At 63.3% G+C, this 23,825-nt stretch carries 21 protein-coding genes; 12 read left to right on the plus strand and 9 right to left on the minus strand.

Features of this window, described 5'->3' with window-relative positions; all coding sequences use genetic code 11:
- The first annotated feature begins 8 nt into the window (after positions 1-8).
- The 4 genes from argS (at position 9) to thrB (ending at position 5,434) form a co-directional block, all read left to right on the plus strand.
- A complete protein-coding gene (gene argS, locus R3O64_RS05415) occupies positions 9-1,670 on the plus strand; it encodes an arginine--tRNA ligase (RefSeq protein WP_339017450.1) in 1,662 nt (553 codons plus the stop codon).
- A gap of 12 nt (positions 1,671-1,682) precedes the next feature.
- Positions 1,683-3,020, plus strand: a complete 1,338-nt coding sequence (gene lysA, locus R3O64_RS05420) for a diaminopimelate decarboxylase (RefSeq protein ID WP_070525143.1) — start codon at positions 1,683-1,685, stop codon at positions 3,018-3,020.
- A 151-nt stretch (positions 3,021-3,171) separates the two neighbouring features.
- Positions 3,172-4,494, plus strand: coding sequence for a homoserine dehydrogenase (locus R3O64_RS05425; RefSeq protein WP_070525145.1), 1,323 nt, complete (start codon positions 3,172-3,174; stop codon positions 4,492-4,494).
- Between the two features lie 16 nt (positions 4,495-4,510).
- Positions 4,511-5,434: a homoserine kinase gene (gene thrB / locus R3O64_RS05430; protein WP_154737119.1), complete on the plus strand. Its 924-nt coding sequence runs from the start codon at positions 4,511-4,513 to the stop codon at positions 5,432-5,434.
- Positions 5,435-5,439: 5 nt separating this feature from the next.
- Here thrB and R3O64_RS05435 read toward each other — a convergent pair whose 3' ends face one another.
- Genes R3O64_RS05435 through R3O64_RS05450 form a run of 4 tightly spaced genes read right to left on the minus strand, consistent with a single transcriptional unit; the run spans position 5,440 to position 8,942 of the window.
- Positions 5,440-6,138 (minus strand): helix-turn-helix transcriptional regulator, encoded by a 699-nt coding sequence (locus R3O64_RS05435; protein WP_046648916.1) that lies wholly within the window; start codon positions 6,136-6,138, stop codon positions 5,440-5,442.
- 58 nt (positions 6,139-6,196) lie between these two features.
- Complete coding sequence (locus R3O64_RS05440; protein ID WP_339017451.1) at positions 6,197-7,927, minus strand: ATP-binding cassette domain-containing protein; 1,731 nt, start codon at positions 7,925-7,927, stop codon at positions 6,197-6,199.
- Between the two features lie 9 nt (positions 7,928-7,936).
- Positions 7,937-8,659 carry a molybdate ABC transporter substrate-binding protein gene (modA, locus tag R3O64_RS05445; protein ID WP_144675914.1) on the minus strand — a complete coding sequence of 241 codons (723 nt, stop codon included), beginning with the start codon at positions 8,657-8,659 and terminating at the stop codon, positions 7,937-7,939.
- Positions 8,660-8,681: 22 nt separating this feature from the next.
- Positions 8,682-8,942: a DUF2249 domain-containing protein gene (locus tag R3O64_RS05450; RefSeq protein WP_046648919.1), complete on the minus strand. Its 261-nt coding sequence runs from the start codon at positions 8,940-8,942 to the stop codon at positions 8,682-8,684.
- 93 nt (positions 8,943-9,035) lie between these two features.
- On the opposite strand from R3O64_RS05450, the gene R3O64_RS05455 reads away from it, so the two are divergent.
- The gene (locus R3O64_RS05455; RefSeq protein WP_046648920.1) at positions 9,036-10,235 is read left to right on the plus strand and encodes a hypothetical protein; all 1,200 of its coding nucleotides are present in this window, start codon (positions 9,036-9,038) and stop codon (positions 10,233-10,235) included.
- A complete protein-coding gene (locus tag R3O64_RS05460; protein WP_339017452.1) occupies positions 10,216-11,589 on the plus strand; it encodes a multicopper oxidase domain-containing protein in 1,374 nt (457 codons plus the stop codon). The genes R3O64_RS05455 and R3O64_RS05460 overlap by 20 nt, the downstream gene beginning before the upstream one ends.
- Here R3O64_RS05460 and mobA read toward each other — a convergent pair.
- The 5 genes from mobA to R3O64_RS05485 form a co-directional block, all read right to left on the minus strand.
- Positions 11,576-12,142, minus strand: coding sequence for a molybdenum cofactor guanylyltransferase (gene mobA, locus R3O64_RS05465; protein WP_101736609.1), 567 nt, complete (start codon positions 12,140-12,142; stop codon positions 11,576-11,578). The genes R3O64_RS05460 and mobA overlap by 14 nt on opposite strands.
- A gap of 5 nt (positions 12,143-12,147) precedes the next feature.
- Positions 12,148-12,633, minus strand: coding sequence for a cyclic pyranopterin monophosphate synthase MoaC (gene moaC, locus R3O64_RS05470; protein WP_070531177.1), 486 nt, complete (start codon positions 12,631-12,633; stop codon positions 12,148-12,150).
- Between the two features lie 128 nt (positions 12,634-12,761).
- Positions 12,762-13,979, minus strand: coding sequence for a molybdopterin molybdotransferase MoeA (locus tag R3O64_RS05475; RefSeq protein WP_339017453.1), 1,218 nt, complete (start codon positions 13,977-13,979; stop codon positions 12,762-12,764).
- A 10-nt stretch (positions 13,980-13,989) separates the two neighbouring features.
- Positions 13,990-15,123 (minus strand): GTP 3',8-cyclase MoaA, encoded by a 1,134-nt coding sequence (moaA, locus tag R3O64_RS05480; RefSeq protein ID WP_070525164.1) that lies wholly within the window; start codon positions 15,121-15,123, stop codon positions 13,990-13,992.
- A gap of 50 nt (positions 15,124-15,173) precedes the next feature.
- A complete protein-coding gene (locus R3O64_RS05485) occupies positions 15,174-16,925 on the minus strand; it encodes a long-chain fatty-acid--CoA ligase (protein ID WP_339017454.1) in 1,752 nt (583 codons plus the stop codon).
- 467 nt (positions 16,926-17,392) lie between these two features.
- On the opposite strand from R3O64_RS05485, the gene rho reads away from it, so the two are divergent.
- From rho to R3O64_RS05515, 6 genes are all read left to right on the plus strand, one after another.
- The gene (gene rho / locus R3O64_RS05490) at positions 17,393-19,303 is read left to right on the plus strand and encodes a transcription termination factor Rho (protein WP_339017455.1); all 1,911 of its coding nucleotides are present in this window, start codon (positions 17,393-17,395) and stop codon (positions 19,301-19,303) included.
- Positions 19,303-20,379 carry a peptide chain release factor 1 gene (prfA, locus tag R3O64_RS05495; RefSeq protein ID WP_339017456.1) on the plus strand — a complete coding sequence of 359 codons (1,077 nt, stop codon included), beginning with the start codon at positions 19,303-19,305 and terminating at the stop codon, positions 20,377-20,379. The genes rho and prfA overlap by 1 nt, the downstream gene beginning before the upstream one ends.
- A gap of 24 nt (positions 20,380-20,403) precedes the next feature.
- On the plus strand, positions 20,404-21,324 hold the full coding sequence (prmC, locus tag R3O64_RS05500) for a peptide chain release factor N(5)-glutamine methyltransferase (protein ID WP_070708402.1): 921 nt from the start codon (positions 20,404-20,406) through the stop codon (positions 21,322-21,324).
- Between the two features lie 65 nt (positions 21,325-21,389).
- Positions 21,390-22,067 carry an L-threonylcarbamoyladenylate synthase gene (locus R3O64_RS05505; protein WP_070597073.1) on the plus strand — a complete coding sequence of 226 codons (678 nt, stop codon included), beginning with the start codon at positions 21,390-21,392 and terminating at the stop codon, positions 22,065-22,067.
- A 10-nt stretch (positions 22,068-22,077) separates the two neighbouring features.
- On the plus strand, positions 22,078-23,253 hold the full coding sequence (locus R3O64_RS05510; RefSeq protein ID WP_070525174.1) for an MraY family glycosyltransferase: 1,176 nt from the start codon (positions 22,078-22,080) through the stop codon (positions 23,251-23,253).
- Between the two features lie 16 nt (positions 23,254-23,269).
- On the plus strand, positions 23,270-23,704 hold the full coding sequence (locus R3O64_RS05515) for a hypothetical protein (RefSeq protein ID WP_070525176.1): 435 nt from the start codon (positions 23,270-23,272) through the stop codon (positions 23,702-23,704).
- Positions 23,705-23,825: the final 121 nt, after the last annotated feature.

The following is a 23,825-nucleotide window of genomic DNA, read 5'->3' on the forward strand; positions in this document are numbered from 1 at the left end:
TTGGCCCTATGAATCCTGAAGATCTTTCCGTCCTGATCAAGAACACCGCTGCCGCCGTGCTCACCGAGCATGAGCTGGACGCATCAGTCCTGCCAGAGACCGTGACCGTGGAGCGCCCGCGCAACCCGGAGCACGGCGATTACGCCACCAACCTGGCCCTCCAGGTGGCTAAGAAGGCTGGCGCCCAGCCGCGCGAGTTGGCGCAGTGGCTTGCCGACGCCCTTGCAGGCAACGACGCCATCGATGAGGCCTCCATCGCGGGCCCGGGATTCCTCAACATTCGCCTCGCTGCCGCCGCACAAGGTGCCATCGTGGCCCAGGTTCTTAACGCCGGCTCAGAGTTCGGCAGCAACACCACCTACCAGGGCAAGAAGATCAACCTGGAGTTCGTCTCCGCGAACCCGACTGGTCCCATCCACCTGGGTGGTACCCGTTGGGCCGCCGTGGGTGACTCACTCGGCCGCGTGCTCGAGGCCTCCGGCGCGGACGTGACCCGCGAGTACTACTTCAACGATCACGGCGGACAGATCGACCGTTTTGCTCGCTCCCTCGTGGCCGCGGCCAAGGGCGAGCCCACCCCGGAGGATGGCTACGGCGGAGACTACATCAAGGACATCGCGCAGGCGGTAGTGGAGAAGAACCCCAGCGCCCTTGAGGGCAGCGATGCCGAGGTCCAGGAGAACTTCCGCGCTGACGGCGTGGAGATGATGTTTGCCCAGATCAAGGAGTCCCTCCACGAATTCGGCGTGGACTTCGACGTGTACTTCCACGAGAATTCCCTCTTCGAATCCGGTGCCGTGGAGAAGGCTATCCAGACGCTCAAGGACAACGGCAAGCTCTACGAAGCCGAGGGCGCGTGGTGGCTGAAGTCCACCGAATACGGCGACGATAAGGACCGCGTGGTCATCAAGTCCGACGGCAACGCCGCCTACATCGCCGGTGATATCGCTTATGTGGCCGATAAATTCGACCGCGGCCACGACCTGGCCATCTACATGCTGGGCGCTGACCACCACGGTTACATCGCCCGCTTGCGTGCCTCGGCCCAGGCTTTGGGTTATGACCCGGAGGCCGTCGAGGTGCTCATCGGCCAGATGGTGAATCTGGTCCGCGACGGTAAAGCGGTCAAGATGTCCAAGCGCGCGGGAACCGTTATCACCTTGGATGACCTCGTCGAGGCCATCGGCGTCGACGGCGCGCGCTACTCGCTGGTGCGCTCCTCCGTGGACTCCAGCCTGGACATTGACTTGGGCCTGTGGGCCTCCCAGTCGTCCGATAACCCGGTCTACTACGTGCAGTATGGCCACGCCCGCATCTGCTCGATCCTGCGCAAGGCCACGGACCTGGGCTTCGACACTGCCGCGCTTGGCGACGCCCCCCTCGACCTCCTCACCCACGACAAGGAAGGCGACCTCATCCGCACCCTGGGCGAGTTCCCCGAGGTTGTGGCCACCGCCGCCACGCTGCGTGAACCGCACCGCATCGCGCGTTATGCCGAGGAGCTTGCCGCCGTGTTCCACCGCTTCTATGACCAGTGCCAGGTGCTGCCGAAGGTAGGCGAAGAGACCGAACCGATCCACTCCGCGCGCCTCGCTCTGGCTGCAGCCACCCGCCAGGTCATGGCCAATGCCTTGACCATGGTCGGGGTCAGCGCGCCGGAGAAGATGTAAGAAAAGGTATCGATGACTGATTTCAATTCTCTTCCGGCCCACGTGTGGCCGCGCAACGCCGCTCGAGACTCGAATGGTGTGGTCTCGATTGGCGGTGTAGCGCTGACGGACTTGGCCGCCGAATACGGCACCCCGCTCTACGTCTTCGACGAGCAGGACTTCCGCTCGCGCTGCCGGGATATGGCCCAAGCCTTCGGCGGGCCCGACCACGTGCACTATGCCTCCAAGGCATTCATCACCAAGCGCATCGTGCGCTGGGTTGACGAGGAGGGCTTGTGCCTCGACGTGGCCTCCCTCAACGAGGCCAAGCTGGCCCTGGCCGCAGGCTTCCCGGCGGAGCGCATGACCGCCCACGGCAACAACAAGGAAGACGAGTACCTGCAGCTGTGCGTGGACAACGGTATCGGGCACGTTGTCCTCGACAACGAGGAGGAGCTCTCGCGCCTCAATAGTATCGCGGCGTCCGCCGGCCGCGTGCAGCCGGTGATGATCCGCGTGAAGCCCGGCGTGGATGCACATACCCACGAGTTCATCGCCACGGCGCACGAGGATCAGAAGTTCGGCATTTCCCTGTCCACCGGTGCCGCCTTCAACGCCGCGCAGAAGGTGCTGGAATCCGCCAACCTTAAGCTTGTGGGCCTGCACTGCCACGTGGGGTCTTCGGTGTTTAATGCTGATGGTTTCAAGCTGGCCGCCGAGCGCGTGCTCAGCCTGTACAAGCGCATCCACTGCGAGCTCGGCGTTGCCCTCGAGGAGCTGGACTTGGGCGGCGGCTTCGGCATTCCCTACATGGAATACGAGGAAGCGCTCGACGTCGCCACGCTGGCCAAGGATCTGCTCGACGCCGTGGAGCGCACCGCCACCGAGCTCGACATCACGCCGCCCTTCGTACTGGTGGAACCCGGTCGCTCCCTGGTGGGTGCCTCTGCGGTCACCGTGTACCGCGTGGGCACGGTCAAGGATGTGGAGACCGGCAAGGCGGATCTGCCGATGCGCCGCTACCTCTCCGTGGACGGCGGCATGTCCGATAACATCCGCCCAGCGCTTTATGGCTCGGAGTACGACGTGCGCGTGGTCAACCGCCGCACCCGGGGCGAGCCCGTGGATTCGCGCATCGTGGGCTTCCACTGCGAGTCCGGTGACATTCTGGTCAACGAGCGCCGTTTCCCCTCGGATATCACCACCGGTGATCTCCTCGCCTTCGCCACCACCGGCGCCTATCAGTACATGATGGCCTCGCGCTATAACGGTGCTCTGCGCCCGGCGGTCGTGTCCGTGCGCGACGGCAAGGCCCAGCTCATGCTGCGCCGGGAGACGGTGGAGGACTTGCTGGCGTTGGACGTCGATTAGCGCGGCGTTGTCACAGCTCACCGTATTTTATTCACTATGACATGGCCGGTCGCGCCCAGTGCCGGCCATTTTGTATAGAAATAGACAGCTCGTTCTGTATAGTGATGGGCTAGCACGTAAGAATCAAACGCAACATCAACAAAGGGACACCATGACGACGAACCGTAGCAAGAAGCCCGAAGGCGAACCAGTAGGTATTGCGCTGCTTGGGTTTGGCACCGTAGGCGCCGAGGTTTTCCGCCTCGTGCAGGAGAATGCGGACGCTTTTGCGCACCGCATCGGCGGCCCGGTGGAGATCCGCGGCGTTGCCGTGCACAACAAGAACAAGCTGCGCCCAGGCGTGCCGGAGGAGCTGCTGACCGACGACGCCAAGGCGCTTGTCCTGCGCGATGATATCGACCTCGTCGTCGAGGTTATCGGCGGCATTGACTTCCCGCGCGAGCTCGTTCTCGCCGCCCTTAATGCTGGCAAATCCGTGGTTACCGCCAATAAGGCCCTCGTGGCCGCGCACGCTGATGAGCTGGCGGAGGCTGCTGAGCGCGCCGACGTCGACCTTTATTTCGAGGCCGCCGTGGCTGCCGCCATCCCGGTCGTCGGCATGCTGCGCCGTTCCCTGGCCGGTGACAAGATCCAGCGCATCTCCGGAATCGTAAACGGAACCACCAACTTTATCTTGGACGCTATGGAGACCACCGGCGCCTCCTACGAGGACGCGCTGGCTGAGGCCACCCGTCTGGGCTACGCCGAGGCCGATCCCACCGCGGACGTGGAGGGCCACGACGCCGCCTCTAAGGCTGCCATCCTGGCCTCCCTGGGGTTCTACACCCGCCTGACCTTCAACGACGTCTATTGCGAGGGCATTTCCAAGATCACCGCGGACGATATCGCGGCCGCCAACCAAGCCGGTTATTCCATCAAGCTGCTCGCTATTTGTGAACGCTTGGTTGATGAGGAAACCGGCGCGGAATCCGTCAATGCCCGCGTGCACCCGACTCTGGTCCCGAAGGATCACCCGTTGGCGTCGGTTAGCCAGTCCTACAACGCCATCTTCGTCGAGGCGGAGGCCGCCGGTTCCCTGATGTTCTACGGCAACGGTGCCGGCGGCAACCCGACGGCTTCGGCTGTGCTGGGTGACGTCATCGGCGCCGCACGCAACATTGTCCACGGCGGCCAAGCGCCGGGGGAGAACACCTACGCCAACCTACCTATTGCGGAGTTCGGAGAAGTGGAAACTCGTTATCACGTCGACATGGAAGTTGAAGACCGCACCGGCGTGCTTTCTGCCATCTCCGGTGTCTTTGCCCGCCACGGGGTTTCCCTGCGCACCGTGCGCCAGGAGGACGGCGATGCCACCGCTCGCCTCATCGTGGTGACCCACGCGGCGAAGGAAGCGGTGCTCGAGGAGATCGTCGCAGCCCTCGGCGAGCTCGATGAGGTCAAGGCCGTTCACTCCGTCATCCGCCTGGGCGTATAGGGACTCAGAGAGAACAATGAGTATCGATATCGAAGTAGGCACCAAGGTCACCGTCCAGGTCCCAGCATCCTCGGCCAACCTGGGCCCGGGCTACGACACCCTGGGTATTGCGCTGAGTCTCTACGACACCGTGGAGGTGGAGGTCACCCGCTCCGGCCTGGAGGTGGAGATCTTCGGCGAGGGCGCTGACGAGCTGCCACGCGATGGCTCCCACCTCGTTGTCAAGGCCATCCGCTCAGCGCTGAAGGCTGCCGACGTGGAGGTCTCCGGCTTGCGCGTGGTGTGCACGAACAACATCCCGCAGTCCCGTGGCCTGGGCTCCTCGGCGTCCGCCGCGGTGGCCGGCGTGGCCGCGGGCAATGGCCTGGCGGGATTCCCGCTTTCGGAACAGCAGGTTGTGCAGCTGTCCTCGGCGTTCGAAGGGCATCCGGATAACGCAGCTGCCTCTGTGTTGGGCAACGCCGTGGTCTCTTGGACCACCGTGCCTGTCGACGGCCGCTCGCTGCCGGAGTACCGTGCCGCGACCTTGGACGTGCACCCGAGGATTAAGGCCACGGCCTTGGTACCGGACTTTCATGCGTCGACGCAAGCCGTGCGCCGCGTGCTGCCCTCGCACGTCACGCATGCCGATGCCGCCTTCAACGTCTCCCGCACTGCAGTAAACGTGGCGGCGCTGACCACCTACCCGGACCTGCTGTGGGAGGGTACCCGCGACCGCCTGCACCAGCCCTATCGCGCTGATGTCCTGCCGGTCACCGCGGAGTGGGTGAACCGCTTGCGCAACCGCGGCTACGCCGCCTATCTCTCCGGCGCTGGCCCCACCGTCATGGTCCTGCACACCGAGCCCATCGAGGAGGAGATCCTCGATGATGCCCGCGGGCAGAACCTGCGCGTGCTGGAGCTGGAGGTCGCCGGGCCGGTCTCCGTCGAGCGCGGTTAGCCTAGCTAGCTGCTCTCTTCCACATCGATTCGGCACACGCCGTTTCCGGCTTTAGGAATGAGCTTCAGGCTAAGCCGCCCGCCGGAATCGGCAGCCGCTTGATCTAGGTAACCATCATGGATGGCGCAGACGAAGGGGGAGGGCTGAATTCCGGCCGTGACGAACGGGCAGGCGTGGAGTTGCACTGTGGTGCGGCCTTCCTCGGCGAATTGCTCCACCGAGGTTACCGGGTCAAAGCCCATATCGCGCATCGTCCGGTAGAGCGGTGCCAGTGCCTCAGCACCGCGGCTGTTCGCCGTGGCTTTAGCCCACGCGCGGCCGATCTCTCGTGCTTGCTCGGATGAAAAGTCATTGAGCTGCTCTTTATCCGCCAGCGCTGTGACCAAGACGCTAATCAGCGTGACGTATTCCTCCGCCACCGAACGGTTGTCGGGTACTCGTACTTGGAAGATCAGGGAGGGGCGCCCGCGCCCGTGCGCTGGGGCGGTAACTACCCGCACCGCGCCGGCGTTAACGAGCTCATCAAGGTGGCCGCGCGCGGTGTTAACGTGCATCCCCAGTTCCTGTGCAATCTCGGCGGCACGTGCTCCTTGCGGGAATGTCTGCAGGGTTGAGAGAACCTCGCTCTGTTTGGGGGAGAGCTTCATCGTGTCAGGAAACAGCTCAGTAGACGAGCGCGGGCTATGCGCAGATGACGTAGACATAAACGGCCTCTCCTTGGACAATGCTACGAGGATCTTACATCTGCTCGCAGCTCTTCCCCTATTTCAGCGCATAAAGCCTTAAAGCAGCGGAATCGAGGAACACAGGCACAACCTCACCGGGGGCCTTGCTGTGTGCCGGTTGGTCTAGAGTCACCCGTTGGCCATCGATCTCCACCAGGGTTGAGCTGCCCAAGTCAGCAAGAATTGTGGCGCTCAGCGCCCCGGCGTTGTCGAAGTTCAGTGCGCTCTGGGGGAAGGCCGCCCAGTGGTCACCGCTGCGAGCAGGAGTGAACACTCCATCGCGGAGGCTACCCCGTAGCAGATTGACGCCTGATAGCTCCGCCATGAAATGAGTGGTGGGCTGCTCCAGTAGCTGATCCACGGGTCCTTGGGAGATGACCTCGCCGGCTTCCATCACAGCGATGTCATCCGCCAGCGTGGTGAGGTCCACGCGGTTGTGAGTGACAATGATGGTGGTGCGGTCGGCCGCCGAGAGGCGCAACAGGTGGCGCCACCGGGCGGCTGATTCGACGTCCATGGCGGCAAAAGGCTCGTCCACGACCAAGACCTCTGGGCGCGCCGCAAGTGCGCGCAGGAGGGCAACCTGCGCGGCCTGCCCGCCGGAAAGCTCGGAAACATGGACCAGCTCCTGCAATCCAGCTGCGTTCAGCAACTCCTGGGTCCTTTGTGCATCCTTGGTCACCATGGTCAAAGCTTGTTCCACGGTGGCAGTGGGTGGTAGCCCGGGGTCCTGGGAGAGCATGACCACACGCTCGGCATTTGTCTGGGCTCCCTGCAAGCGTCCGCTAATGAAACGCATCAACGTGGTCTTTCCCGCGCCGTTGGGGCCAACCACCGCGGTCACGCGCCCGCCACGGAACGTCGTGGTGGTGTCGCCGACCGTGGCTAAGAGATCGCGGGGAGAGTCCTGCGGGGAGGTCATCGTGCGGAGCGCAACCGGGTCCATCGGCTGCAAAGCGCGCACAGCTTGCTCGCGGCGGCGGCGCAGCAGCAGAGGAATTCCGGCCGCGGTGAGCGTGAGGATGGCTATCCCGATCAATACGGCCGACAGCGCATAGGCATTGTCCGCGCTGACCTCACGCTCAAGGTAGATGCCGCTGGGCATGGTTCGGGTAGAACCGGGCAGGGATCCGGCGAAGGTGATCGTCGTCCCGAATTCACCCAGCGAGCGGGCGAACGCCAGAGCACCGCCGGTGAACACGGCAGGGAGGATTGCGGGCAGGATGATGCGCCGAAGAATGGTTCCTGTGCTCAGCCCGATGCCCCGTGCGCTGGCCACGACTTCGGGGTCGAGCTGCCGCAGCGCAGAATCCACCGCCACCACCACGAAGGGCAGGGTGACGAATAAGTGAGCTGCCACAACACCGGGAAAGGCGAAAGACACGTGCAGCCCAGCCTGCTCCAAAACCGGGCCAAGCAGTCCGCGGCGCCCGAGCAGCGCGGTGAGCGCCAACCCGCCTACCACGGGAGGCATGGCCAAAGGGAGGTAAACCACCAGCCGCACGAGGTGAGACACACGGCGTAGCTGCTGGAGCCACAGAGCCAGACAGGTGCCCAGGATCGTGGATAGCAAGGTAGACAACGCCGCCGCGGAAAGGCTGACGCGGAGAAGGTCATGGGTCGCTGGAGCGCTCAGCGTGTCGGCGAGGTTCGGCCAGGGAACTCGCAGCCCGAGGGCGAGCACCGGGGCAAGGATGTAGACCGCAGCGAGCACGCCGGCGGCGATGACCGGCCACGTTGTCCGCGGGCGCTGTTCGTGCAAAATCACGCGTGACACTTAGTCCACCGGGGTAAAACCGAATTTTTCCCAGGTGTTGTCAAAATCCGAGTCGAGGAGGTTGAGGACATCCTGAGCTTCGTCGTGTCGGGGTGAATCAGATACCACCGCGCCCATGATCTCATTGCGGAAGTCTTCCGCGTGGTCGAGTGGGATGGCCTCGACGTCCTCGCTAGCGGCGGCATCGGTGGAGTAGACCCACCCGGCGTCCGCCTCACCGGAGGCGACCTTACCCAGGACGTCAGCTACCTGTCCCTCCAAGGAGGAAGCGTGCAGGTCCCAGTTGTTGGCCTCCATGATGCGCGTAGAGATGGCGCCGCAGGGGACGCTTGGGTCGCAGAGCACGAGGCGTGCCGAGGGATCCAGGTCGGCCGCGGAGCGCAGTCCCAAGGGATTGCCCTTCGGCACCACCATGACCATAACGTTGCTGGCTAAGGCCACGGGTGTGTCAACGGTGCCCTGCGCAGTTGCATCCTCCATGGTCTCCCGGGAAGCCGTGAGGAGCAGATCCGCGGGAGCGCCTTCATTGATTTGCTGAACTAGGGCGGAAGAGCCGCCGTTGTTAAACGCCAGCGGGGTTTCGGATGCGCCGGAGAGGTCGTCATTGAGCACGCGCGTGGAGGAGGCGGCGAAAACCTGCAACGGTTCATCGGAGCTGGAGGAGCAGCCGGCGACAGTCAGCGCGGCGGCGAGAACAGAGACAGCAATTTTCAAGCGGCGCATGGTCAGTTACGTTACGGCATCTTTACGCGGTCCGCGTGAATTTAATATGCACTTCCTTTGGTTCCTTCTTGAGGTATTCACGGTCGAAGGATTCTTCGCGCTGGTCCACTTCTTTGAGCAGCGGAAGCGGGTCGTGTGGAGCAATGAGAATCATGGATTCGCCCACGTTGAGGGTGCCGAGTGCCCCATGGATAGCGCCGTGGCGCACTGCATGAGGGATTTCGGACGCGTTAAGGGTGGGAATGTCGCGGCCCTTGGAAGTGTCGACAAGCGGCAAGTTCATTGATGGATTCCTTTCGAGTTCTAGGGCGGCGGGCGTTGCTGCCCGTGCAACTAATTTACTACGATTATATCCGTGCAAATAGGAATGTCGGATATGTCTCTGCGTGATGTCTCCCTGGCTTCGCGCCGGCGCTGGCACACCCTTGCCTTTAGCCTCGTCGCGTTCTGGATCGCGGTCGGCGTGGGAATCACCGTGGCAAGTTTTGGGGGAGCACCCGTCGTGTGGTGGGACCTCATCCACCCATTCACCCTCGGCGCGCTGACCACCGCGATCCTCGTGTTCAGTACCCACTTCACGGAGGCGCTCACCCGCACTCCGGCGGTCGGCTTCCGAGGGGTGGGCGCGCGGGTAGGCCTGGTTCAGGTGGGGCTGGTTCTTCTCCTTGTTGATCGCGCGGGCTATGACTGGGGCGTGCTCTCGGATAGTGGCTCGGCACTGGTCATCGCTGCCGTTGCGTGGCACCTGTGGGCGCTGTGGACCACGCTCCGGGGCTCTCTGTCTGGTTCTTTCGCCGTGACCGTTCCTTTTTATCTGGCGGCGGCCTGCTTCATGGTGTTCTCGGTGCTACTGGTCATTCTGGCTGCGCACGGGGTAGGGAATTACTCGCTGTTGGTGGCCGCGCACTCACGCGGGATGGTGTGGGGCTTCGGCCTTCTTACCATCCTGGGCACGGTCATCACGCTGTTGCCCACGTTGACCCGAACCCCAATCTCAGCGGTTGCGCGGGTGCGGTGCAGCCGGGCTTTGACCGTGCATTGCGTGGGGCTGGGGGTGGCCATGCTTGCCGACGCCTCCGGGCTCACCCGCGCCGCCGGCATGGCGCAGCTGCTCACCGTGCTTGCTGCCGTACTCATCATCCAGCCAGTGCTGGCCGGTGCGCTTGGTGGTGAGAAGACCACGGCTAGTGTGTCCGCGTTGGCGGGGCTGGTATGGATGGTGGCGCTCTGCGCCGGTGACGCCGCGGCCACCATCGCAGGGGCCTACCCACGCGCGGTCACGCTACTGCTCATGCCGGCGTTTCTGGGCGCCGGCCTGCTGCAGCTGGTCACCGGGGTGCTCCATCACATGCTGCCCATCCTGGCCGGGGCGGCCCGTCCCGCGCACGGGCATATTGCCGGGTTCCTGCGAGTAGGGCTCATTAACGTGGGCGGTGTGCTCAGCCTCCTCGGCATTGCAGGTGTGTCTGTAGCCGGGCTTATCATGATGGGGCTTGGACTCATCGCCAATATTGTGGCCCTGGCATGGGCCGTCGCATCATCTCAAGGAGAAGTTCATGTCAAGCGTGCCCGTTAAGAAGGAGCATTCCGAAAAGAAGTGGGCGTCCTGGCTCATCATCATCGTCGCGCTCCTCGCTGTCATTGGGCTGGCTGTGTTCAACTCGACCACAGGCAAGCAGGACCCAGCTACGGTGGCATCCGCCGACGCCGTGACTGTTGACGTCTCCGTGGAGGGCATGGCTTTTGTCCCGTCCTCCATTGACGTGGCAGCGGGCAGTCACCTCGTAGTGAATTTCACCAACACCGGTGACCAGGTTCATGACCTCAAGATTGGGCGCGAGGAGACGGGCCGGGTGGAACCGGGCGAGACCGTGCAGCTCGACGCCGGAATCATCGAGGAGTCTGTGGAAGGCTATTGCACGATCGCCGGGCACAAGATGCAAGGTATGACGTTCATGGTCAACGTCGACGAGTCAGCATCCGGTGAGCATGATCATGCGGGGGCGTCGGAAAGCACCGGCTCCGCCGGCGCACCGGCGACGGTGCCCTCGGCTGCCGAGCGCATGGCAGCCCGCGAGAACTTTAAGGCTTTTGATGCCTCCCTTGCCCCCGCCGAAGGCGAGCTCCATGAGGAAACGTGGGTGATGACTGAGGAAGAAGTCGAGGTTGCCCCAGGCGTGCGCCAAACCCGGTGGCTTTTCAACGGGCAAGCACCCGGGCCTACCTTGCGCGGCAAGGTAGGGGATACGTTCCGCATCACCATCAAAAACGAGGGCTCGATGGGGCACTCGGTGGACTTTCACGCGGGTGAGGTCAACCCGGATGAGAACATGAAGTCGATCCAGCCGGGTGAATCGCTGACCTATGAATTCGTGGCACACAGGGCGGGTATCTGGATGTATCATTGCTCGACCATGCCGATGAGCTTGCACATTGCCAATGGCATGGCGGGAGCGGTCATCATCGATCCTCGCGGGGAGGACGCGCTGGCAGACGTCGATGCGGAGTACGTCATGACGGCGAACGAGGTCTTTCTAGCCTCTGCGGGTAAGGAAGCTGAGGGCGCTAACGCGCAGCGCGTCAGCGACGGCGACTATGACCTCACGGCCTTCAATTACTATCCCAACCAGTATGATGTTGCTCCGCTGCGCGCCAAGGTGGGCGATACCGTGCGCATCTGGGTGGTCAACCTCGGCCCGGATCTGCCGTTGAGCTTCCACGTCGTGGGCGAACAATTCGACACCGTGTACAAGGAAGGCGCCTACCTGATTAAGGGCGCGAAGGATTCCGGCTCCCAGGCGCTCGACCTTCTACCTGCCCAGGGCGGATTCGTGGAGATGACCTTCAACGAGCCGGGCACCTATTCCTTTGTCAACCACCTCATGACGAATGCGGAGAAGGGGCAACACGGCCAGATTATCGTTGAGTAGCAAGTCGCTCGCGCCGCGCTCGTAGCTCGTCCAAGGTGTCGATATCGCGTACTGCGGGCGTTGCCTCGATCTCGGCGATGGTGCCCGCGAGCCTCAGTAAGCGCATGGCCGGGTTGTTGCGTGGATCTCCGAGCTCCTCCAGCGCGCGGGTGAGGGCCTTAGTACGCCACAGCGCACACAGCGGTTGTAGGCTCCCGTCGAGGGTAGCCACAGCGACATCCGCGCCCGAGCTACCCAGAGCCTTGTGGAGGGCAGGCAGTACCTGCGGGGAATCCGGGGCATCGACGGCAAAGACTGCTGTGGTAGCCCTCGCGTCACCAGCCAGTGCGGCGTGGCCCGCGGCGATACCTGCAGCTGGCCCGCCGAAGAGGGGGCTTTCGCACACCTGGGGCATGCCCAAACGATAGGGCGAGACGACCGCTACCGGCGCGCCATAAGGAAGCTGGCGCAACAGTCGGTCGATGAGGCGTTCACCGGCGAGCCTCACGCTAGCCTTGTCCACGCCTCCCATGCGTTGGCCGCGCCCGCCGGCTAAAACAATGACACCTGGCACTTCGCTTAACCTTTCGTTCCGGGCAGCTCGCGGGACCAATCACCGGAGCGGCCCCCGGACTTCGCGGTGATGCCGCAGCGCCGGATATAGGCGGAGCGGTCAACGCCTTTGACCATGTCAATGAGCGCCAAGGCGGCGATGCTCACCGCGGTGAGCGCCTCCATTTCCACGCCGGTGCGGTCGGCGGTGCGCACTGTGGCTTCGATGAAGACGTGGTCTTCACGCAGCTCAATGTCCACCGCACAGCCATGCACCCCAATGGTGTGGGCCAGCGGAAGGAGATCTGGAACCTTCTTGGCAGCCGCGATGCCAGCCACACGCGCAACCGCAAGCACGTCCCCCTTAGGCACGGTTCCCTCCCGCAGCGCGGTGAGAACTTCTGGTGAGCACGCGACCTCGCCTTGGGCGGTAGCGGTGCGTACCGTGGGCTGCTTTTCGGTGACGTCCACCATATAGGCGGAGCCGGCGTCGTTGAGGTGAGTGAACTTCATGTCTAAACAGGGATCCTTTCCTAGCGTGGACCTAGCCTAGCTGACGAAGAGTGGGCCGATCCGGGTGTTCAGATGCGCGATCTTTGGCAGCATCGGAGGGGTGGGGGATGTGGAGGCGGATTGTGAAGCTAGTAAGGGTAGACGGTAAGTTGCTCGCCGGCGGCGACCGGACTCGTCAGCAGCGCAAAGCCGTGTGTGCCCGGAAGGGCGGCAACGTGGTGGCTGCGCATACGCGGACCCGGCGGTGGGCTTGCGGTAATGGATTCCGTCATGGTGATGGAGCACGGCTGAATGAGCGGGTGGTGAGGTTCGGGGAAGTCCGCACCGGCGACGGCCGTGAGGCACGGCCGGTCCTTGACACCCGCGGGGCGGGGCAGTCCGCGCAGAGAGCGCAGCAGTTGGGTGAGGTAGAGGTGTGCGGAGACAAACGCCGCCACCGGGTTGCCCGGCAAACACACCACGGGGATACCGTCCCAGAGCGCATGGCCCTGAGGCGCGCCGGGCCGTTGGTTGACGTGGCCGAACCAGTAATCATCGCGTTCCACGGCATCCTCAATCACGGCGCGAACCACGTCGAAGGCGCCGGCCGAGACGCCGCCGGTGGTGACAATGAGATCGGAATCCGCAGCGGCCGCGTTGAAGCGCCGGTGCAGCTCAATGGGGGAATCTCCACAGACCGTGCGGGTGATCTCGCAGAGACCGGTGGAAGAAATGAGGGCTTCGAGCATGGGCCCATTCGAATCGGAAAGCTGGCCGTTGATCAGCTCCTCACCCGTGGCAATGATGGTCACTCGTGGGATGCGGTGAACCACGGCGCTGTCAACACCGGAGGAGAGGGCGGCGGCGATAAGGGGGGCGTCGACAAGCGTGGCAGAACCGGCGAGTTGGTGGCCGGCGTCGATGTGGGAGCCGCGCCGCCGTATATGGTTACGGTCGGGCAGGTGGTGCACCGTGACGGTTTCAGGCACAGGTCCGGGCCCCGGGGACACATCGGTGTTTTCTACTGGTATGACCAGGCCATCAAAACCCTCCGGAACCTCCCCGCCAGTCATGATTCGCACCGCGGTCCCAGGACGCGGGACCTGGGCGGGTGAGCCTGCTGGGACATCACCTATAACAGGCAGCGTGAATGGGGTGGTTAAGTCATCAGGTGACGCCGGAGTTGGGACAAGGAAGCCGTCCATCGCCGAATTATCCTGCGGCGGGAGGGGAAGACGGGCGAAGAGTGGCTCGGCCAGAACGCGGCCTTGTACAAGGGGAGCGCGTTCCGCAGGCAGGGCGCGAACCAATGCGTGGAGGCGGTCGAAATACTCCTCGATGCTTAAGTCAGTCCCAGTGCTTGTCATTGCACCCAATCTAGCCGCCGATGGCGGACATCGGGCGATCGGGCTGGAGAAATCCTTCATCATCCACACCATGGCCCGGCAGCTTCTTCCACATTTCGCCCGCCCACGCGGCGGCGAGTTCCGCGTCGCTAGCGCCGCTGCGCAACAAGTCCCGCAAGGACGTCTCTGAGTTTCCAAATAAGCAATTACGTACAGCGCCGTCCGCGGTGAGTCGCGTGCGGTCGCAATTGCCGCAGAAAGGCCTTGTCACGGATGCGATGACGCCGATTCGGCCTACCGGTATTAAGCCATCGCGCGATTGTGCGTTCCACAGCGCGGCGGGGGCTGAGCCGCGGGGACCCTGCACAGGTGTGAGCTCGAATTCTTCACCCAAACGAGCCAAGATATCCTCCGCGGTCACCATCCGGGAGCGATCCCATTCTTCGCGTGGGCCCAGCGGCATCTGCTCGATGAAGCGCAGCTGCGCGCCTCGCTCGAGGCAGTAGCGTGCCAAGGGGACGATGTCCTCTTCATTTACTCCGGGCATAACTACGGCATTAACTTTGACCGTGCCCAGACGCCCTTCGCGGTGGGCGGTTGTGGCGGCTTCGATGGCGGCGAAGACATCGCCGAGCCTGTCGCGCCGGGTGAGGCGGGCGTAAAGCTCAGGATCAATGGTGTCTAGGGAGATATTGACGCGGTCCAGCCCCGCCTCAATGAGATCGTCCAGGCGGCGGGGGAGTCCCAAGCCATTGGTCGTCAGTGCGGTGGCGGGGGCCAACTTTTCGTCTGTGCGTAGCTGTGTGGTGGCGGCGATAATCTTCTCTAGCGACTTGCGCAGCAAAGGTTCGCCGCCGGTAAAGCGCACCTGGCGGATGCCCAAGTGGGTTACGGCAATCCTGATGAGGCGGATGGTCTCGTCGTCGCTGAGTGTCTGGGCAGTGGGCATCCACTCGAGGCCCTCGGCGGGCATGCAATACGTACAGCGGAGGTTGCAGCGATCGGTCAGCGAGACTCGAAGGTCGCGCGCTTGGCGTCCATAACGGTCGAGCAAGTCGCGGCGACCATCGCTTAATGCAGGCGGCAGGTCCGGAGGCGTTGCGTCGGCACCGCCGCGGGTGGAACCGCGCGGGGAGGGCGTAGGCAGAAAGACGCGATCAGACATTAACCACACTTTAGCCGGAGTAATAGCAGATCTATAGTCGCACGGCCCCTCTACTGCGTGGCGCCCTCTTCGGCATCGAGGCGCTGTGCCTCACCCGGGCCCTTGAGCCGGATGATGTTATAGGCACCCTCAGCAAGATGGGCACGAAGATCCTTCTTGTCGAACTTGCCCACCGATGTCTTATCAATGGACTTCACGAAGGTCCAGTACTCCGGCAGCATCCACGATGGAAGCTCAGAGCGCATCCCGTCACGCAGGCGCTCGGCGGTCTCAATCGTGGGGCTGATATCCGCCGCAAGAACGGTCACAGCTAGTGGGCGTTCGACCCACTGCTTGTCGGGGTAGCCAATGACGGCGCATTCGAGCACCACCGGGTTGGCCATGATGAGGTTTTCCAACTGGACGGAGTAGATCCACTCGCCGCCGGACCGGATGACATCGCGCGCGCGATCCTCCACGGTGAGGAAGCCATCCTCGTTGACGAATCCGACGTCACCAGTGCGCAGCCAGCCGTCGGCCGTGAACTTGGAGACCGCATCTTCGACGTCCTTCCCGCGGAATTCGTGGGCGGCGCCGCCGTCCTCTGAGGTGGGCGAGTGATAGTAGGAGCCGGTCACCAGGTTGCCGCGCACCTGGATCTCGCCGGCATTACGGTCCGTGGTGTTGACCACGTGGCCGTCATTGACCACCCGGTATTCCAGGGAGGAAGGAAAGCGCCCTTGGGAAATGCGGTAGGCCCACCGGGCCTCACCCGAAGCACCTGAGGGCGGGCGCGCCACGGTACCCACCGTGGTGGTTTCCGCCATGCCCCACACGTGAACCACGTCCACGCCATAGCGCTCCTCCCAGCTCTTGATGAGCTGCGGCGGGACGGGCGATCCGCCGGCGAATATCTCCGTCAGCGTCATGCGTTCCGGCGGGTTCTTGAGGTAGTGCACGAAGAGCTGGATCCAGATGGTGGGCACGCCATGCGCCACGCGTGGGGAGGTGGCGGCGATGATCTTGGCCAGGGTGGCGGGGGAGACGTCGGCGTCGGGAAGCACCAGCGGCGTGCCCGTCATCCACGCCGCAAAGGGAACGCCCCAGCTCAACACGTGATAGATGGGAATGCAGCACAAGAAGGTCTCACCATGGGTCACGCACAGGGAGTCGGAAGAGCGCAACTGCATCCCCTCCAAAAACAGGGCGCGATGCGAGTAGAGCACACCTTTCGGAGCGCCGGTGGTGCCTGTGGAGTAGCACAGGGCGGCAGCGGTGTGCTCATCCAGCACCGGCCAGTTGTACACGGTGGAGCGCCCATCCAGAAGCTGTTCGTAGCTATAAACCTCAACGTTGCCCGGCAGGGCAATGCTGGGCTTATCGACGCCCGTGAACACCACCGCGCGCACGCACTCCACTCCGTCTAATACGCGGGCGAGCTGCTCCGCTAACCGGGCATCTGCGACGATGACGCGAACCTCGGCGTGGTTGATGATGTGCCGGATCTGGTCATTCATGAGCTGCTTGTTGAGAGGCGTAAACACCGCTCCCTTGCAGGCCGTTCCGAAAAGCACCTCGAGGTGCTCTGCGCAATTCCACATCAGGGAACCCACGCGTTCATCACCAGTAATGCCGAGCGTGTCATGCAGGGCGTGGGCGAAAGCGGCGGCGCGTGCACCGATATCGGCGAAGGTCGTCTCTTCGCGTTCGTTGCCGGGATTGGCGCTGTGCCACGTGACTACCTGAGTTTGGCCGTGGACGGAGGAGCCGTACTCCAGGATGCGGGTGAGGGACAGCGGGATATCCTGCATTGTGGAGAGCATGCGCACCACTTTAGCTGTGTCAGTGTGAGCGCGGTGGATGGATGCGGTATAGTTGTTCGCGACTGGCGGGGAAAGCCTTCCTCGCACCTCCGAGCTCCCTCCACGGTGCGCACACCTGCGGTGAAAAACTCATGGCAGTCCAACGGTGCGCGCGGCAATGAGAGGGTAGAGATACGCTCGCAGTCGCCTTCTTAAAATATCTCCCCGCGATTGACCCGCGGCCGCTTCCTTGAGTTCTTTTCGGAGTTCTGCAAGGAGTTCTTCACGTTCTGCTCCGCAGGGCCGGAGAGGGGGGAGAGCCAAAGAAAACCACCGCCCACGGGGATCGCGGTTGCGTGAACTCGCTGGTGGCGGCGGACCATCTCAATTACACACTGGCTTCCAACGCCCACGTGGAGCGGCACCACGCACAGTGCGGGTGCGGCTGAATAGACGGCGCGCGTTGGTGAAGCGACGAAAGGATATCCGTGAGCGATACGGACAAGACCGCAGCACAGGATCTCGCGTCCCTGAAGCTGCCGGAATTGCGCAAGCTGGCTGCGGAGCGCGGACTTCGCGGCGTCTCCGGACTGCGCAAGGGGGATCTCATCACCGCACTGACCACCGGCCAGGTGCCAGCGCGCAGTGCGAAGGCCGCTGCCCAAGCGGAGCCCAAGAAGGACGAACAGCCGCGCCGCGCTACCCGCAAGGCTTCTCGCCCTGCCGGCGCCGCAGACCAGGAGTCCGAGCAGCCGGAGCAGGATAAGAAGCGCAAGCAGGACCAGCCGAAGCAGCAGACTGATGAAGCTGCCAAATCTGACAAGGCTGATAAGTCCGAGCACAACGACGGTAACGACGAGCACCGCTACGAGTCCCGCTCCCAGGCTCGCCGCGCCCGCCGCAACCGCGCCCGCCGCCAGGAGCGCGAGGCCCGCGAAGAGGCCAAGGGCAACGGAAATAACAACGGTGCTGAGGACAATAATGGAAAGTCCGAGGACAACCAGTCCCGCGGCGGAAACAACTCCGATAACGGTGATCGCGGCAATGGCGGCAACGGTGGCAATAACGGTGGCGGCCACAACAATAACCGCCGCGACAACCACCGCAACGACGATGACAACAATGGCGGCGGCCGCCGCAACCGCCGCAACCGCCGTAACCGCCGCGGGCGTGACCGCGATGGTGGCGGCAATGGTGGCAACGATCTGCAGATCCGCGAGGGCGATGAAGTACAGGTAGTCGGCGGCATCCTGGAGGTCGTGGACAACAACGTGGCCTTCCTGCGCACCACCGGCTACCGCGCGGCCAGCTCCGATGTCTTTGTTAACAACAACCTCGTGCGCCGCCTGGGCCTGCGCTCCGGCGACGCGCTGACCGGCAAGGTCAAGGTTTCTGGCCCGACCCACACCCACGGCAACGGCCGCAACCGCCGCAAGTACAACCAGCTGGTGGAAGTCGACACCGTCAACGGACTGGATCCGGCGACTGCGAAGGACCGCCCGGACTTCTCCAAGCTCACCCCGCTTTACCCGAACCAGCGCCTGCGCTTGGAGACGGACCCGAAGATCCTCACCACCCGCGTCATCGACCTCATCATGCCGATTGGTAAGGGCCAGCGCGCGCTCATCGTCTCCCCGCCGAAGGCCGGTAAGACGACGATCCTGCAAAACATCGCCAACGCCATCGCCACGAACAACCCGGAGTGCTACCTCATGGTGGTCCTCGTGGACGAGCGCCCCGAAGAGGTCACGGACATGCAGCGCAGCGTCAACGGTGAGGTCATCGCCTCCACCTTCGACCGCCCGCCGTCAGAGCATACCTCCGTGGCGGAGCTGGCCATCGAGCGCGCCAAGCGCTTGGTGGAGCAGGGCAAGGACGTCGTCGTCCTCCTCGATTCCATTACCCGCCTGGGCCGCGCCTACAACAACTCCTCCCCGGCGTCGGGCCGCATCCTGTCCGGTGGTGTGGACTCCAACGCCCTGTACCCGCCGAAGCGCTTCTTGGGTGCTGCCCGCAACATCGAAAACGGTGGCTCGCTGACCATCATCGCCACCGCGATGGTGGAAACCGGCTCCACCGGTGACACGGTCATCTTCGAGGAATTCAAGGGCACCGGTAACGCCGAGCTCAAGCTCGACCGCGCCATCTCCGAGCGCCGCATCTTCCCGGCCGTGGACGTCAACCCGTCCGGCACCCGCAAGGACGAACTCCTCTTGGTTCCGGAGGAGGCGCGCATCATGACCAAGCTGCGCCGCATCCTTTCCGGCCTGGATTCCTTTGCTGCCATCGATTTGCTGATTAAGCAGCTCAAGAAGACCCGCTCCAACGGCGAATTCCTCATGCAGGTGGCCTCGTCTGCGCCCATGGCGGCAGATATGGATGAGGAGGACTACAAATAATGTCGAACCAGGTTTCCCTCGTTGATGACATCGTCTCCGAGTACCAGGGCATCGAGATGCAGATGGCTGACCCGGACGTAGCCGGAGATCAGAAGCAGTTCCGCAAGCTGTCCAAGCGCTACGCTGAACTTCGCCCCATCGTTGCTGTCAACGATGAACTCGTCCAGGCCCGCCAAGACCTGGCCGACGCCGAAGAGATGGCCTATGAGGACCACGAGTTCCAGCCTGAGGTTGAGCGCCTCGAACCGCTCGTCGTGGAACTGGAGGAGAAGCTCGCGGATCTGCTCGCTCCGCGCGATGAGCAGGACTCCGAGGACATCATCATGGAGATCAAGGCCGGCGCCGGCGGCGAAGAAGCAGCACTTTTCGCTGGCGACCTAGCCCGCATGTACGAGCGCTTCGCCGACAAGGCCGGCTTCCAGTGGGAGGTCCTGGGCCTCAACGAGTCCGACCTCGGTGGCGTCAAAGACATGTCCATCTCCTTCAAATCCAAGACCCCGTCCCGTGATGGCGCGTGGAGCGTGTTCAAGTTTGAGGGCGGCGTCCACCGCGTGCAGCGCGTCCCGGTGACCGAGTCCCAGGGCCGCATCCAGACCTCCGCAGCCGGAGTGCTGGTCTACCCGGAGCCGGAAGAAGTCGAAGCAGTCAACATCGATGACAAGGACATCCGCGTCGACGTCTACCGCTCCTCCGGTAAGGGCGGCCAGGGCGTGAACACCACCGACTCCGCCGTGCGTATTACCCACCTGCCCACTGGCCTGGTGGTGACCTGTCAGAAGGAGCGCTCCCAGATCCAGAACAAGGCGCGCGCCCTGCAGGTGCTGCAAGCCCGCCTGGATCAGATGGAGCGCGAGGCACGCGAGGCCGAGGCCGGCGAGCAGCGTGCATCCCAGGTGCGCACCATGGACCGCTCTGAGCGCATCCGCACCTATAACTGGCCGGAGAACCGCATTACCGATCACCGCATCGGCTACAAGGCAAATAACCTCGACTCCGTTCTCAACGGCGACATGCACGACCTCATCGAGGCCCTGCAGGCCCAGGAGCGCGCCGAGCGCCTCGAGGCCGAGGGATAGAAGGCCAAGGCACGGTTATTAGCGGTGACTTTTCACACCTATAGGGAGGCGCTTCGTGATGCCACGGAGCGCCTTCGCGCTGCCGGGGTACCTTCACCCGAATGGGACGCGCGCCTGTTGGCCGCCCACCTCATCCACTGCGGGCACATGGACATCCCCCTCGACGAGCAACCGATCCCCGGTTTTGACGTGGCCTATGGGGCGTTGGTGGGGCGTCGTGAAGCGCGCGAACCACTCCAGCACATCCTGGGCGTCGCGTGGTTTGGTCCGCTCGAGCTTGAGGTTGGCCCGGGCGTGTTCATTCCACGCCCGGAAACGGAAGTGCTCGCCGACTGGGGAGTTAAATCTCTGAAGAGATTTAACTCGTCGGGGTCAAAGGAACTTAACTCGTACGGGACAAAGGAATTTAACTCGCAGCCTCCCCGCGTCGTGGACTTGTGCGCTGGGTCCGGAGCGCTCGCGCTCTACGTTGCGCACTACGTGCCACAGGCCGAGGTGTGGGCGGTGGAGCTTGCCGACGCCTCCCTGGCCTACACCCGCCGCAACGCCGCGACCGCTGCGCGGGGCGGGGCGGGAACTATAAACGTGGTCCAAGGGGATGTCACCGAGGCAGACCTCTTGCCGGAGCTGCACGGCACCGTTGACCTCGTGCTGACGAATCCGCCATACGTACCGGAGACCCCGGACCTGGAACCGGAGGTCTACCAGGATCCTCACGAGGCAGTGTTCGGGGGAGTAGATGGCATGGAAACCATCAACGCGATGATCCCGACCATCGCTGCGCTGCTGCGCCCCGGTGGCCGCGTGGGCATCGAGCACGACGACGACACCTCCCAACAGGTGCAGGAAGCCCTGCGCGCGCATGGAGGATTTAGCCACATCGAGGTGCTCAAGGATCTCACTGGCACCGCCCGCTTTGTCACGGCACAGCGGGGAGTACAGTAGATTGGTCGAAGATTGGTCGAAGATTGGTCGACAAGCCGACACGAACGGGATTAAAGGAGAGACCAATGCAGGGACAGATTTATAACTGTGCGGACGCCGCCGAGCGCGAAGAAGGAATGGCTTTTGCCGTCAAGGCAGCCAAGTCGGGGCGGCTCGTGGTCATGCCCACCGATACGCTCTACGGGCTGGGCTGCGATGCCTTTGATAACGACGCCGTGGCTAGCCTGCTGGCCACCAAGCACCGCGGCCCGGACATGCCGGTACCGGTGCTCGTGGGCTCCTGGGATACCGTCAAAGGTCTTGTCGCGTCGTTGGATGATACCGCGCAAACGCTGATCGAGGCCTTCTGGCCGGGCGGACTATCCATCGTCGTCCCGCAGGCGCCTTCGCTTCCGTGGAACTTGGGCGATACCCGCGGCACGGTGATGCTGCGCATGCCGCTGCATCCCATCGCCATCGAGCTTTTGCGTGAGGTCGGCCCCATGGCGGTGTCCTCCGCGAATATCTCCGGACAAACCCCACCCACCACGGCGATTGCCGCCAAGCAACAGCTGGGTAAGGCCGTCACCGTCTACCTCGACGGGGGAGAAGCAGAGGTAGGAAAGCCATCCACCATTATCGATCTGTCTGGCTCCCGCCCTTACCTTTTGCGCGAAGGCGCATTGAGCGCTGAGCAGATCGGTGAGGTCATCGGAGTATCCGCAGAGTCCTTGCGCACCCGCCCGGGCGCCCAATCCTCTTAAGGAGACATCAGTGGCTGGAACCGGAGTGCCGCTGCGCGAGCTAGCGTTGGTGATCTTTGTCGCGGCGGCGTTTACCTACCTCACCACCGGACTGGTGCGCACCTTCTTAGTACGCAGCGGCCAGGTGGCGGAGATTCGCCTGCGCGATAGCCACTCCCAGCCCACACCGCAGCTGGGCGGGGTTGCGATGTTCACGGGTTTTGCGGCCGCCGTCTATCTCGCGGGCCAGCTTCCAGCCTTGACTCGAGGCTTTATGCCCGTCACGCCTGAGATGAATGCTGTGCTCTGGTCAGCCGCAGCCATCGTCCTCGTGGGCGTGGTGGATGACTTGGTGGAGCTGAGCGCTCTGGTCAAGCTCATCGGTCAGCTCGTGGCCGCGGCCATCATGAGCGGATTGGGGCTGACGTGGACGCTTCTCTTCCTGCCTTTTGGTGATGGAACTACGGTCATCTTGGACCAGGTCCAGGGGACACTCTTGACTACGTTCTTTACGGTCCTGCTTATCAATGCCATCAACTTCGTCGACGGGCTCGACGGTTTGGCGGCCGGGCTGGGCATGATCGCCGGCGGCGCCATCTTGGTTTTCTCGCTGACAGTGCTGCACGACCAGGGCGGTGCGGTGTCCGCGTATCCGCCGGCGATTATCGCTGCCGCTCTTGTTGGCGTGTGTGCCGGGTTCCTCCCTCACAACTTTGAGCCCTCCCGCATCTTCATGGGGGATAGCGGTGCGATGCTGATTGGTTTGCTGCTCGCCGCGGCGTCGACTTCCGCCTCCGGCAAGATCAACATGTCTTTGTACGGCACCGTGGACATTGTGGCGTTGATGTCACCCGTCATCGTCGTGGTCGCCGCGGTCTTTATTCCAGTCCTGGACCTTGTCTGGGCTGTTATTCGCCGCGTATCGCAGGGGCGCTCGCCTTTCGCTGCCGATAAGGCACACATTCACCACCGGCTGCTCTCCTTGGGGCACACGCACCGACGCACAGTACTGGTGCTTTATTTATGGGTCTCCGCGGTGGCGTTTGGGGCCGTCTCCTTTTCTATCGTTCCGGCCCCCGCGGCCGTGGCTTTGGCGGTTCTCGCGCTTGGCGTGGCCTTCGGCGTGACCCTGATTCCGCTGCGCCAGGGCAAGATTGGGCGTCGGCCGCGGGCTACCAGTGTGGTGCTGGAAACTGATCCTTCCTGAGGTAGGGTATGGGGCTGTGACTGATTCAACGACCTCCGAAGAGCTTTCGCCCTACGACGATCATCGTCGCCCCCTGAAGCGCGCCCTGCGCCTCGGGGTCATCGGCCTTATCGTCGTAACCATCGCGTCCCTATCCATCTGGGGTGGCGTTCGCGGAGTGCCCGGAATTTGGGGAGTACTCGTCGGCGCGGCCATCGGCGGCGGCTTCGTGCTCTTTACCGCGGCCTCGGTGCTTATTACCGCACGCACGACACCCTCGACGACGATGGCTGTGGTCCTAGGTGGCTGGTTGCTTAAGGTCGTCATCCTCATCATGGTGTTGTTGCTGATCAAGGACCTAGAGTTCTACGACACGATGGCCCTCTTCGTCACCGTCCTACTGGCGCTGGCGGTGACGTTGGGAACTGAGGTATGGGGTGTGGTCACCTCCAACGTGACCTACGTGTCTTAGCCTTTCTCGACCTTTTTCAGTGAGCCACTGCTCCCGGTGACCCCGGGAGGGTGGCTTTTTGTGTAGCGAAATGACGCCGCTTCGGGCGCTCATTACCCCCGTCAAGGTGGGAAAACGCGGG

The organism is Corynebacterium hesseae, from assembly GCF_037850265.1.
GTDB lineage: Bacteria > Actinomycetota > Actinomycetes > Mycobacteriales > Mycobacteriaceae > Corynebacterium > Corynebacterium hesseae.